The sequence below is a fragment of the Burkholderia sp. Ax-1720 genome (genome assembly GCF_011753035.1).
Taxonomy (GTDB): Bacteria; Pseudomonadota; Gammaproteobacteria; order Burkholderiales; family Burkholderiaceae; genus Burkholderia; species Burkholderia gladioli.
In genome coordinates this window covers 1-12,772 of sequence record NZ_VWWK01000088.1, presented here as the reverse complement: position 1 = coordinate 12,772, position 12,772 = coordinate 1, and the positions used below count along the sequence as shown (strand labels likewise).

Annotated in this window: 10 protein-coding genes and 1 pseudogene; 4 read left to right on the top strand and 7 right to left on the bottom strand. The window is 68.6% G+C overall.

The genetic code is table 11. From position 1 onward, the window contains the following. The first annotated feature begins 48 nt into the window (after positions 1–48). The gene (treA, locus tag F3J18_RS22675; RefSeq protein ID WP_166914342.1) at positions 49–1,794 is read left to right on the top strand and encodes an alpha,alpha-trehalase TreA; all 1,746 of its coding nucleotides are present in this window, start codon (positions 49–51) and stop codon (positions 1,792–1,794) included. A gap of 201 nt (positions 1,795–1,995) precedes the next feature. Here treA and F3J18_RS22670 read toward each other — a convergent pair whose 3' ends face one another. Then, entirely contained in the window at positions 1,996–2,397 is a 402-nt protein-coding gene (locus F3J18_RS22670) for a winged helix-turn-helix domain-containing protein (RefSeq protein WP_025097552.1), read from the bottom strand. A gap of 596 nt (positions 2,398–2,993) precedes the next feature. Beyond that, on the bottom strand, positions 2,994–3,359 hold the full coding sequence (locus F3J18_RS22665) for a DUF3564 family protein (RefSeq protein ID WP_025097551.1): 366 nt from the start codon (positions 3,357–3,359) through the stop codon (positions 2,994–2,996). A gap of 339 nt (positions 3,360–3,698) precedes the next feature. Between F3J18_RS22665 and F3J18_RS22660 the strand changes: the two genes are divergently transcribed. Then, positions 3,699–4,961 (top strand): SfnB family sulfur acquisition oxidoreductase, encoded by a 1,263-nt coding sequence (locus F3J18_RS22660; protein WP_166914340.1) that lies wholly within the window; start codon positions 3,699–3,701, stop codon positions 4,959–4,961. 132 nt (positions 4,962–5,093) lie between these two features. Here the strand turns inward: F3J18_RS22660 and hpaR are convergent, their stop codons facing one another. From hpaR to F3J18_RS22635, 5 genes and pseudogenes are all read right to left on the bottom strand, one after another. Next, the gene (gene hpaR, locus F3J18_RS22655) at positions 5,094–5,534 is read right to left on the bottom strand and encodes a homoprotocatechuate degradation operon regulator HpaR (protein ID WP_025097549.1); all 441 of its coding nucleotides are present in this window, start codon (positions 5,532–5,534) and stop codon (positions 5,094–5,096) included. Positions 5,535–5,812: 278 nt separating this feature from the next. After that, positions 5,813–6,811 (bottom strand): annotated as a pseudogene (locus F3J18_RS22650) (porin); the annotation flags it as partial. Between the two features lie 261 nt (positions 6,812–7,072). Beyond that, the gene (locus tag F3J18_RS22645) at positions 7,073–8,140 is read right to left on the bottom strand and encodes an ABC transporter ATP-binding protein (RefSeq protein WP_025097547.1); all 1,068 of its coding nucleotides are present in this window, start codon (positions 8,138–8,140) and stop codon (positions 7,073–7,075) included. Then, the gene (locus tag F3J18_RS22640; protein ID WP_166914336.1) at positions 8,133–9,902 is read right to left on the bottom strand and encodes an iron ABC transporter permease; all 1,770 of its coding nucleotides are present in this window, start codon (positions 9,900–9,902) and stop codon (positions 8,133–8,135) included. The genes F3J18_RS22645 and F3J18_RS22640 overlap by 8 nt, the downstream gene beginning before the upstream one ends. Before the next feature lie 128 nt (positions 9,903–10,030). After that, on the bottom strand, positions 10,031–11,131 hold the full coding sequence (locus F3J18_RS22635; RefSeq protein WP_025097545.1) for an ABC transporter substrate-binding protein: 1,101 nt from the start codon (positions 11,129–11,131) through the stop codon (positions 10,031–10,033). Positions 11,132–11,267: 136 nt separating this feature from the next. Between F3J18_RS22635 and F3J18_RS22630 the strand changes: the two genes are divergently transcribed. Further along, positions 11,268–11,948 (top strand): response regulator, encoded by a 681-nt coding sequence (locus F3J18_RS22630; RefSeq protein WP_166914334.1) that lies wholly within the window; start codon positions 11,268–11,270, stop codon positions 11,946–11,948. Further along, positions 11,936–12,772, top strand: an 837-nt coding sequence (locus F3J18_RS22625; protein WP_166914332.1) for a sensor histidine kinase, incomplete at its 3' end; no start/stop codon positions are given. The genes F3J18_RS22630 and F3J18_RS22625, both read left to right, overlap by 13 nt.

Here is a 12,772-nt window from a genome sequence, read left to right as displayed (position 1 = left end):
CGCCTCGGGCATCATCGGATTCCCGGAATTCATAACAAAGGACCGAAGATGGCCGTCATTCCAGCCCGACACGAGTCGAACCCTTCTCCGGAAGCCGCATTCGATCGCACAGCGAAATATTTCGCCGCGAACGCCGTCGCGCGCCGACCGAAGCTGCCGCGCACGCTGCGCCGCCGTGCCAGCCTCGCCTTCGTGCTGGCCGCCGCCTGCATCTCGCTGCCGGCCTGCTCCGACACGCAGCCCGTGGTACGCCCCGGCGAGGATGCCGCCGCGCCGCCGCAGACGCGCCTGAGCGGCGTGCTGCCGCCGCCCAGCGAGCTGTACGGTGAACTGTTCACCGCCGTGCAGACCCAGCAGATCTATCCCGACCAGAAGACCTTCGTCGACACCACGCCCGATGCCGACGCGGCCACCATCATGCGGCTCTACGCGCAGCAGAAGGACGCGCCGGGCTTCTCGCTGCGCGACTTCGTCACCCAGCACTTCAAGCCGCCGGTCGACGCGGTGGTCACGCCGCCGGCGAACCAGACGCTGCGCGCGCATATCGACTGGTTGTGGCCGCACCTGACGCGCACCACCGAGGGCGCCTCGCCCAACGGCTCGCTGATCACGCTGCCCAAGCCCTACGTGGTGCCGGGCGGGCGCTTCCGCGAGGGCTACTACTGGGACAGCTACTTCACGATGCTGGGCCTGCAGGAAGCCGGCCGCGAGGATCTGGTCGACGACATGCTCGACAACTTCGCGCACCTGATCGATACCGTCGGCCATGTGCCGAACGGCAATCGCACCTACTACGCGAGCCGCTCGCAACCGCCGTTCTTCGCCTACATGGTGGAGCTGGCCGCCGAGAAGGAAGGCAACGGCGTCTATCAGAAATACCTGCCGGCGCTGCGCAGGGAATACGCGTACTGGATGCAGGGCGAGAGCGGCACGGCGCGCGGCGCGGCCACCGCGCACGTGGTGACGATGCCCGACGGCGCGGTCCTGAACCGCTACTGGGATGCGAGCGCGACGCCGCGCGACGAGTCCTACCTGGAGGACGTGCAGACCGCGAAGTCGGCGGCTGGCCGGCCGGCTCCGGAAGTCTGGCGCGACCTGCGCGCGGGCGCCGAGAGCGGCTGGGATTTCAGTTCGCGCTGGCTCGGCGACGGCAAGACGCTGGCGACCATCCGCACCACCGCGATCGTGCCGATCGACCTGAACAGCCTGATGTACCACCTCGAGAAAACCATCGTGACGGGCTGCACGGTCACGCACGACGCGGCCTGCGTGGCCGACTTCTCGGCGCGCGCGTCGCGCCGCGACGCGGCGATCAATCACTGGCTGTGGAACGCGAACGGTTATTACGGCGATTACGACTGGCAGCTCGGCCAGCCGCGCGACGGCCTCACCGCGGCCGCGCTGTACCCGCTGTTCGCCGGCGTGGCCACGCCGGATCATGCGATCTCGACCGCCCAGCAGGTGCGCGACACGCTGCTGCAACCGGGCGGGCTGGCCACCACCACGCAGAACACCGGGCAGCAATGGGACGCGCCGAACGGCTGGGCGCCGCTGCAGTGGATCGCCATCGAGGGGCTGTCGCGCTACGGCGAACGGCCGCTCGCCGACGAGATCGGCCAGCGCTTCCTGAAGGGCGTGAAGGGCGTCTACGCGAGCGAGGGCAAGCTGGTCGAGAAGTATGTGGTGGAAGGCTCCGGCGTGGGCGGCGGTGGCGGCGGTGAGTACCCGCTGCAGGACGGCTTCGGCTGGACCAATGGCGTGACCGCGAAGCTGCTCGATCGTTACGGGCAGTAAGCGGCGGCTGGAGGGAGGAGGGGCGCCGGCCAACGTTTGCGTCGGCGCCCGTGATCCATCGCGGCCTGGTTGCGTTCACAGGCATCGATGGCGAGGCAGTCGCCGTGAGGCGGCGGGGTTGCGATGCCGCCGGGCGGCATCGCGAAGTCCTGGCCGATCGACGCGCGAGCCGCGAGCGGCGCGCGCGTCGGCCGGTGGAACTCAGGCGAAGGCGTGCGTGAGCGGCGCGCCCGGTTGCGGGCTGCGGCGCAGCGTCGGTTCGTCGTGCGGCTCGACATGCGTCATCGCCGCGCCGAACAGCACCAGCCGATAGCCGATCGAGTAGATCGGGATGATCCGCATGTTCTTGTCGTTGTCGAGCTTGAGCTTCGAACGGATGCGGGAAATATGGGTGTCGAGCGTGCGCGACGAGACGCCGAGTTCGCGGCCCCAGACGGCTTCCTGGATGGCCTGGCGCGGCACGATCTTGTTCATGTTGTCGAGCAGGAATTCGACCACGTCGAATTCGCGCGGCGTCATGTCGACCTGCTGGCCCTCGATCTCGATCGAGCGGCGGATGAAATTGATTTTTATGTTGTCGATGTACAGATACTTGCAATCCATGATGGTCCTCGCAATTAGTCTGATGGCCCCGGAGCGGAACGCCCTCTACTCTGCAATAAGCGGGCCAGCGTGCGAGGTTCGGCGGAGCCGACTGGAAATTTTTCGCAAGCATCTGATTTAAAAGGAATTGTCGGGGTGGCTTCGGAAGCGTGACGTGGGCTTCGCGTTGGCCTGCATGGCGCGCTCGACGGTCTGTTACGTAGCAAGGGGCGAATTGTTACGGCGCTGTTCCCCTGTGACGTAACGTCAAGGAACGTGAACGTTGCATCGAGCGAAACGTTTGCGCGAATTGGTATGAAGTGTGCAAATTTCCGCCCGGAACGATTGAGGATCGGCTCAGGGCCGCCCGACAAGGGACCGAAGGCGGTGGCGCGAGAGCGAGGAAGCTGGGGCAGCCCGGGATTCGCCGGGCCGGCTTCGGCTCCGTCAAGGCGCGGCTTGCGCCGCATGCGAACCTGGCCCGCAAGAGAAAGGCGCCCGGCATTGCGCCGGGCGCCTTGATGATCGGCAGGTGAGGGCTTCGAAGCCGCTCGCTGGAAGTGAGCCGGCGAACGCGCCGCTCATGCAACTTCAGCGAAGAACACCAGCGAGTAACTTCAGCGAACCACGGTGAAGCCGCGGTTCTCCGATTGCGTCGCGCAGCGATCGACGGCCTGCAGGCGCCATGCACCGTCGGAACTGCTGCTGCCGAGCAGCGCGGTACCCTGGCCGGCATCGGCGGCGACGCCCATCACGCGATCGATCGACAGGCCCTGCAACCGGCACAGCGCTTCGTCGCCGTCGGCCGCGCAGAGCGCGACCGCGCCCTCGACATGCTTCACCTTCCCCCATTGCGGCAGATCGATGCCCTGATGTGCCTCGCGCGACCAGAGCTGCTCGTCGGTGTCGACCCACAGCACCGCATACGAGGCTTGGCGCGAGGTGGCTTGGCTGCTTGCGTTGATCCGTATCGTGAGGCGCATGGAATCGTCTCCTGGATGGCATGGATGAAGGCGGGAAGTAAACAGTCTAGAGGTCTCCCAGCTAAACACAAGATGGGTGCGCAATAAAATTGCCGCACTGGGCATGCGGCCGTCATAGGTTCGCTGCATCGGCCTCGGGAGCGATATCGTTTGCGCATTTTCGTGCCTTATCGGGTGGATCATGTCGCGCGAAGAGGTGTGATGACTGGTGTGTCACGGCGAGCTCACGCGCGGGAATATCGATTCCCGAATCGATCGCTTGGGCGGTGGGGGCGCGATTGCTAGATTGGCCGCCTGCCTGTCGCTTCGTTCCCCTCGATTCCCTGCACGGAGATGCCGATGTCCACCCTCGACGCCACCACCCCGACCTCCGCCGTCGCGACGGCCGCTACCACGCCGGCGGCATCCACCGCCGCGCGCGCCCACGTGATCGCCTCCGACCAGGAGGCGCTGGCGGTGGCGCGCGAGCTGGCCGCGCGGCTGGCGGCCGGCGCGATCGAGCGCGACCGCGAGCGGCGCCTGCCGCGCGAGGAGATCGAGTGGTTCTCGCAATCGGGGCTGTGGGCGATCACGGTGCCGAAGGCGCATGGCGGCGCGGGCGTGTCCTTCGTGACGCTGACCGAGGTGGTCAAGCTGATCTCGGCGGCCGATCCCTCGCTCGGCCAGTTGCCGCAGAACCATTACGGCCTGGTCGACGTGATCGCGCTGACCGGCAGCGAGGCGCAGCAGCGCGCCTTCTTCGCCGAGGTGCTGGCCGGCCGCCGCTTCGGCAACGGCTTCTCGGAGCGCGGCACCAAGCACGTGCTTGATCTGAAGACCCGCATCGTGCGCGAGGGCGAGACCTGGCGCGTGAACGGCACCAAGTTCTACTCGACCGGCGCGCTGTTCGCCCACTACGTGCCGGTGCTCGGCCTCGACGAGGAACGGCAGGCCTGGCTCGCCTACATTCCGCGCGACACGCCGGGCCTCACGGTGATCGACGACTGGTCCGGCTTCGGCCAGCGCACCACGGCCAGCGGCACGGTCAGGCTAGAGGACGTGCGGGTGCCGGCCTCGCACGTATTTCCGGCGCAGCGCGTGTCGGACCAGCCGACCCTGAACGGGCCGATCTCGCAGATCATCCAGGCCGCGATCGACGCGGGCATCGCGCGCGCGGCGCTCGACGACACGCTGCGCTTCGTGCGCGAGCGCTCGCGCGCCTGGGTCGACAGCGGCGTGGAGCGCGCCGCCGACGATCCGCTGACGCTGCGCGAGACCGGCAACCTGGTGATCCGCCTGCACGCGGCCGAGGCGCTGCTGGAGCGCGCGGCGCGCACGCTCGACGAGATCGCCGCGCGCGGCGAGGTGAGCGAGGACGACGTGGCGCGCGCCTCGGTGGCGGTGGGCGAGGCCAAGGTGCTGACCACCGAGGCGGCCCTGCTGGCCGGCGAGAAGCTGCTGGAGCTGGCCGGCACCCAGGCGACGCTGGCCGAGCACGGCCTGGACCGTCACTGGCGCAATGCGCGCACGCATACGCTGCACGATCCGGTGCGCTGGAAGTATCACCTGGTCGGCAACTACTACCTGAACGGCGTGAAGCCGGCGCGTCACGCCTGGAATTGACGAAGCCGCGCGCGACGGCATCGCGTCATGACGAACAGACTCGTCGGTCCAGCGGAGGCGGGCGGGGAATCGTGCGGTGGCCCGGCGAGGCGCGGGCGGGGAAGGGAGCGGATCGCGGCGCGTGCCGCGCGCTCAGTTGGGCGAGGCGACTTCGAGCAGGCGGTCGAGCGCGGAGTAGACGTCGCGCAGCGTATCCGAGCCCAGTTGCTGTTCGAGCTGGCGGTATTGATCGTCGATGCGCGGCCCGATCCGGCGCACCAGTTGGCGGCTGCGCTCGGTCAGCGCGACCAGCAGGCGGCGCTGGTCCTCGGTGGAGCGCATGCGCGTGATCATGCCGTCGCGTTCGAGCCGCTCGAGCACGCCGGTCAGGCTCGGGCTCAGGATGCAGCAGCGCTTCGCGATCTGCCCGGCTTCCAGCTCGCCCTTCGGCTCGCCATCGAGCAGGCGGATGATCCGCCACTGCTGCTCGGTCAGGGAGACTTCCTTGAGGATCGGGCGGAAGCGTCCGATCAGCGTCTCACGAGCCTCGAGCAGCAGCATCGTCAGATTGCGATGGTCAATCGTGCGATTCATGTAAATCGATTCGGGTGTTGCAGGCAGGGAAACAATCTTAACAGGAGGATATGTTTCCGAGGCACCCCGGTTTGATGAAATTCGTGTGTATTTGTGCGCGGATTCGTGAATGGATTCATCAGATCGCAGCAAGCATTGTTAAAGGTTTTCGTTGTGCTTACGAGGCCGGCTTTACGGATCCGGCAAAAAAAACGCGGCGGCCGTGAAGGCCGCCGCGTTTTTCCGCGAACGATCGTGCGCTTTGACGGCGCCTCGGCGGCACCTCATGGGCGCATCGCTCAGAAGCGCTGCTGGATGCCGAGCGTGGCGCCCACCTGGTTGCTCGCGTAGCCGACCAGGTCGCGCGACACGCTGGTGTTCTGGCCGTGCCGCGCGAAGGCGAAGCCGCCCGAGGCGAACAGCACGGTGCGCTTGGACAGCGCGTAGTTCGCGCGCAGCGAGACCAGGGTCGGGTCGGCGTCGGTGCCGCCCTTGAGGTCCTGGTGGTAGATGGCGGCGATCAGCGTGAAGGTCGGCGTGAACTGGTAGGAGCCGCCCAGCCAGTAGGTGTCGCTCAGTTGCGTGACGTCGCCGGCATGCAGGCTGCGGCGGTAGTTGCGATACCCGGCCATGGTCTTGAGCTTGCCGAAGTCGTAGCTGAGTGCCGCGTGGATCTGCTGCGCGTAGTTGACCGGGTCGGCCGGCAGCACGCTGTCGTTGGCGCCGTTCTGGCGGTCGAAGGTCAACACCGCCGCGAACGGGCCATGCTCGTAGCCGCCGGCCACGCCGTATTTCGAGCTGGTCTTGACGCTGCCCGGCGTGTTGCCGAGGCCGACCATCGCGCCGAAGCGGAAGTCGCCGAACTCGCCGTCGTAGCGCACCGCGTTCGAGGCGCGCGTAAACAGGCCGTCCTTGCGGTTGCCGCTGGCCGTCGAGCTGGTCGCCCAGGAGTAGTTCTGCGCGTAGCCCATCGGGTCGAAGGGCAGCACGTAGTCGTAGGTGACCGTGAAGTTGCGCCCGAGCGTGAGCTCGCCCCACTTGCCCTTGAGGCCGACCACCGCGCGGCGGCCGAAGATCGAATCGGCGCCGTCGTCGAGCGTGCCGTTGGCGATGTCGATGCCGCTCTCGAGCCGGAACACCGCCTGCAGGCCGCCGCCCAGGTCCTCGACGCCGCGCAGGCCCCAGCGCGAGGTGTTCTTGGTGCCCGAGCGCAGCTTGAAGCTGTCGCCGCCCTGGGGCGCGGCGTGGCTGGTGTATTCGAGGCCGGCGTCCATGATCCCGTAGAGGGTGACCGAGGAGGCGGCCTGCGCGGCGCAGGGGGCCAGCGTGAGCGCGGCGGCGACGGCGGTGGCCAGCGGCGCGGGCGGGCGGCGATGGCGCGGACGGAAAAGCGGGTTCATGCGGTGATGTCTCCAGTCTGGTTGTTATCGATTGGTGAGGACTGCGATAAGAGCGGGCGATGCGACGTGGCTCGTGAAGGACCGCGCTCGATCGTTCCGCGGACGACGGCTGCCGGCCGGCGCGGCGGGCCGGCAGTCTGAAGCGAGGCGGGCGAGGCCTCAGCCCGCCGAGGCGAAGGCCCAGCAGTCGTTGGCCGGGAACTCCAGCCAGTGCGGGCCGGCCGCGCGCGGCACCTGGCCGAACGCGCGCAGCCGCAGCGCGCCGCAATGGAACAGGTATTCCCAGCGATCGCCGAGATACATCGAGGTGACCAGCTCGGCCGGCAGGCGGTTCGCGCCGGGCGCGTCGGCCACCTGCACGCGTTCGAGGCGGATCACCGCCTGCGCCGGCTGGCCCGGCGCGAGCGCCTCGCGCGCCAGCGCCTGCAACTGCCAGCCCTCGCCGGCCAGCGTGACGCGCTCGCCGGCCACCGCCTCGACACGCGCCTCCAGCCGGTTGTTGCTGCCCATGAACTCGGCCGTGTAGAGCGTGCGCGGCGCGCCATAGAGTTCGGCCGGCGTGCCTTCCTGCTCGATGCGCCCGTTGCGCAGCAGCAGGATGCGGTCCGACATCGCCATCGCCTCGGCCTGGTCGTGCGTGACGCACAGCGCCGACAGCCCCAGCGAGACGATCAGCTCGCGCAGCCAGGCGCGCGCCTCCTCGCGCAGCTTCGCGTCGAGGTTCGAGAGCGGCTCGTCGAGCAGGATCACGGGCGGGTTGTAGACCAGCGCGCGCGCAATCGCCACGCGCTGTTGCTGGCCGCCGGAAAGCTGGTGCGGATAGCGGCCGGCGAGATGGCCGAGGCCGAGCTGGTCGAGCGCGGCCTGCACGCGCTGGCGCGTCTCGGCGGCCGACACGCGGCGCAGCTTGAGGCCGTAGCCGACGTTGTCGGCCACGGTGCGATGCGGCCACAGCGCGTAGGACTGGAACACCAGCCCGAGCGAGCGCTCCTCGACCGGCAGGTTCAGGCCGCGCGCGCCGTCGAAGAAGGCGCGGGTATCGAGCGTGATGCGGCCGGCATGCGGCTGTTCGAGGCCGGCCACCGCGCGCAGCAGGGTGGTCTTGCCGCTGCCCGAGGCGCCGAGCAGGCAGACCACCTCGCCGGCCTTCAGTTCGAACGACACGCCCTTGAGGATCGGGTTGCTGCCGTAGCTGAGATGGAGATCGTCGACGCTGAGCTTATCCATGAAGTTTGACTCCGAAGCGCAAGGCCACGCCGAGACCGGCGCCGACCATCGCGATGTTGATGACGGACAGGGCGGCCACCTGGTCGACGGCGCCGGTTGCCCACAGCGAGACCAGCAGCGCGCCGATCACCTCGGTCCCCGGCGAGAGCAGGTAGACGGCGGTCGAGTATTCGCGCTCGAAGATCATGAAGATCAGCAGCCAGGCGGCCAGCAGGCCGAAGCGCACCAGCGGCAGGGTGACGTCGAGCGAGACGCGCGCGCGGCTCGCGCCGACGCTGCGGCCGGCTTCCTCCAGTTCCGGGCCGACCTGCAGCAGCGCGCTCTGGATCAGGCGCATGCCGTAGGCGAGCCAGACCACGGTGTAGGCCACCCAGATGCTCCACATCGAGTTCTTCAGCTCGCGCAGGCCCGGCACGAACAGGAAGATCCACAGGAAGGCCAGGCCCGCCAGCAGCCCCGGCACCGCGCGCGGCAGCAGCACCAGGTAGTCGAGCAGGCGCGTGGCCCAGTCGTGGCGGCGATGTCCGGCGAAGGCCACCAGCGTGTAGAAGCCGATCGCCAGTGCGCCGCCGATCACGCCGATGCCGAGCGTGTTGAGGATCGCGCGCACCAGGTTGTCCTGCTCGAACAGCTCGACGAAGTTGGCCAGCGTGAGCACCTCGGCCAGCGCCACGCCCTCGCCCCAGTTGGTGACGAAGGCGCGCAGCACGATGCCCGAGATCGGCACCACCACGGTCAGCGCCAGCCAGGCGATCACGATCGCCAGCGCCAGCCACCGCCAGCCGCCCAGCGGCAGCACGGTGGCGCGCCCGGCCTTGCCCTTGACCGTGACGAAACGGTTCGCGCTCCTGAGCAGGCGACGCTGCAGCAACACCAGCGGGAAGGTGATCGCGACGATGCAGATCGCCACCGCCGCCATCAGGTGGTAGGACGGCACGCCGAGCTTGTTGGTGAGCTTGTAGAGGTAGGTGGCCAGCACCAGGTGGCCTTCCGGATCGCCCAGCACCAGCGGCAGCCCGAACACCTCGAAGCCGAGGAAGAACACCAGCACGCCGGCGAACAGCAGGGCCGGCATGGTCATCGGCAGGCTCACGTCGAGCGCCACGCGAAACGGCCGGGCGCCCGTCACGCGCGCGGCTTCCTCGACGTCCGAGCCGAGGTTGCGCAGCGCCGCCGAGGCATACAGGTAGACGTGCGGCACGTGGGTCAGGCCGACGATCAGCGTGATCGCGGCGATCGAGTAGATCTGCCAGGGCAGCGTCTGCAGGCCCGTCAGCTCCTTGAACCAGACCGAGTAGAAGCCCACCGGGCCGGCCGCCACCACGTAGCCGAAGGCCAGCACCATCGGCGAGACGAACACCGGCGTGAGCAGCAGCGGCTCGAGCCAGCGGCGCCCCGGCAGGTCGGTGCGCACCATCAGGAAGGCCAGGATGCCGCCCAGCGGGATCGAGATGAACAGCATGCCGCCCGCGATCGTGAAGGAATTGCGCACCGCCGACCAGAAGTCGGGATCGCTGAAGATGAAGCGGAAGCCGTCCAGGCCGAAGCTGCGATTGGCGTCGAAGAACGGCGCCGACAGCAGGCTCTGGAACAGGATGAAGCCGAGCGGCAGCGCGACCGCGACGGTCAGCACCGCGACCACGAGCCAGCGCAGCATGCCGGCCAGCGGCCTGAGGCCGCCGCGGCGCGGCGCGGGAATCGCGGCGCCGGCGCGCGTGGATGGCGCCGCGTCGGCGGCACCGGAAGGACTGGTGGTGAGCATGAGTTCGCCCCTGCGGCCGCGCGGGCCGCATCGTATGAAGTGGGTGGGGAGCGCCCGCGCCCCCGGACGGGGCGCGGGCAGGCGAGGGCGCCGCCGCGGGGCGATGCCCCGCGTTCAGCGCCGGCCGTCTAGCGCTTGATGGCCTGCTGCCATTGCTTGAGGAAGGCCAGGCGCTTGGACTGGTCGAGATAGACCAGCAGGCCCGCGCCGATCTGGATCGGCTTGAGCGAATCGCCGAGCGACTTGGTGAGCGCCGTCATCGAGGTCTCGCCCTGCACGTCGCCGCGGATCGAGTAGAGGTTGGCCTGGTTCGCGATCAGCGTCTGGCCGCGCTGCGAGAGCAGGTAGTCGACCCACAGCTTCGCCGCGTTGGGGTTCTTGGCCTGCTTCGAGATGGTGGCCAGGCGGCTCACCACCTGGGTGTAGTCGCGCGGGAACACGTAGCCGATCGACTTGTCCTTCTTCGCCTTGGCATAGGCATACGAGCCGATGATGTTGTAGCCGATCAGGTTCTCGCCCGAGGAGATCCGCTCCATCATCGCGCCGGTGCTCGACTGCAGCTTCGGCCCGGTCGCGCCGATCGCGCGCACCAGCTCCCAGGTGACGGTCTCGTTGACGTGCGCGTCCTGGGTCAGGTAGTTGAAGCCGACGCCCGACTTCTCGATGTCGTAGGTGGTGACCTTGCCCTTGAAGCGCTCGGGCTGCGACTGCAGCAGCTTGATCAGCTCGGCGCGCGTCTTCGGCACCTCGTTGTCGGCGATCAGGCGCTTGTTGTAGACGATCGCCAGCGGCTCGAAGGTGGTGCCGTAGGCCTGCTTCTGGTACTGCGCCCAGCCGGGGATGTGGCTGGTCTCGGGCGAATCGTAGCTGGCCATCAGGCCGTCGTTGACGAGCTTGATCTGCAGGTCCATCGCCGAGCTCCACAGCACGTCGGCGCTGGTGCTCTTCGCCGCGTTCTCGCTGATGTAGCGGTTGTACAGCTCGGTGCTGTTCATGTCGTTGTATTCGACCTTGACGCCGTACAGGCTCTCGAAGTCCTTGATCAGCGGGCGCACCAGGCTGGTGTCGGTGGTCGAGTAGACGATCAGCCGGCCTTCCTGCTTCGCGGCGTCGATCACGCCCTGGTAGTTACCCGGATAACCGGTCGGCACCTGCGCTTCCGCGACGCCGGCGGCGAGCAGGGCGGCGGTGGCCAGAACGGCCGCGCGGCCTGTCTTTGCGTGCTGCATGTCTTCCTCCAGATGAAACCCCGGGCGGGATTGTGTTCGTTTGTGTGACGCGGATCGTAAGCGGCGGGCACTTTCAGTCTGCTTTCGTTTCGGGCCACAATAGCGTCCGTTTCGTCATGGATTTCCCGAGGTCGCGATGCGCGTGCTGCTGGTTGAAGACAATCCCTCCCTGGCGCAGTCGCTCACCGACGCGCTGGCGGCCGCGCGTTTCGCCGTCGATCACATGGCCGACGGCGAGGCCGCCGACCACCTGCTGCGCACCCAGGACTACGCGCTGGTGATCCTCGACCTGGGCCTGCCCAAGCTCGACGGGCTGGAGGTGCTGCGGCGCCTGCGCGCGCGCCGCAACGCGGTGCCGGTGCTGATCCTGACCGCGCACGGCTCGGTCGAGGATCGCGTGCGCGGCCTCGACCTCGGCGCCGACGACTATCTCGCCAAGCCCTTCGAGCTGACCGAGCTGGAGGCGCGCACGCGGGCCCTGATCCGCCGCAGCAACGGCCACGAGCAGACCCGCGTGGCCTGCGGGCCGCTCGAGTTCGACAGCGTCGACGGCGGCTTTCGCCTGGCCGGCGAGCCGCTGGCGCTGACGCCGCGCGAGCGCGCCGTGCTGGAGGTGCTGATCCTGCGCAATGGTCGCGCGATCAACAAGGAGGCGCTCTCGGAGAAGATCTTCGGCATCGACGAATCGGTCAACGCCGACGCGATCGAGATCTACGTCTACCGGCTGCGCCGCAAGCTGGAAGGCCGCGGCGTGGCGATCGTCACGCTGCGCGGGCTCGGCTACCTGCTGGAAGCGAAGGACCCATGCGTCGCCTGAACCTGCGCATGCAGGTCGCGCTGTGGCTGCTCGCGCCGCTGCTCGGCCTGCTCGCGCTCGATTCCTGGCTGACCTACCAGCGCGCGATGAGCGCCGCACACCACGCCTTCGATCGCACCCTGGCCTCCTCGCTGAAGTCGATCCGCGAGGGCGTGCGCCTGGACCAGGGCGAGGTGATCGTCGACCTGCCCTACCTGGCGCTGGAGATGTTCGAGTCCAACGACGGCGGCAAGATCTACTATCAGATCCGCGAGGACGGCGGCCGCAACGTGACCGGCTATCCGGACCTGCCGCAGCCCGAGGCGAATGCCGAGCCGTTCCAGCCGGTGTTCTACGACGCGCCCTATCGCGGCGAGCAGTTGCGCATGGCCGCGCTGCGCCTGCCGGTGCACGACGTGCCGACCGCGCAGACGCGCCTGGTGCGCGTGCTGGTGGGCGAGACCATCGAGGCGCGCCAGGCGCTGGCGCGCGAGATCCTGACCGGCTCGCTGAAGCAGGAGGCGCTGCTGATCGTGCTGGCGCTCGGCATCGTCTGGTTCGGCGTGTCGCGCGGGCTGCGGCCGCTGTCGCGGCTGTCGGCGGCGGTGGCCGCGCGCGCCGAGGACGATCCCGCGCCGCTGCCGGCCGACGGCCTGCCCAGGGAGATCGCGCCGCTGGTCGAGTCGATCAACCAGTACGTCGCGCGCATCCAGCGCATGCAGGTGGCGCGGCGGCGCTTCTTCGCCGATGCCGCGCATCAGTTGAAGACGCCGCTGGCCGCCGTGCAGGCCGGCGTCGAGCTGGCGCAGCGGCCCGCCGAGGCGCCGCGCGCGAGCGGCCATCTA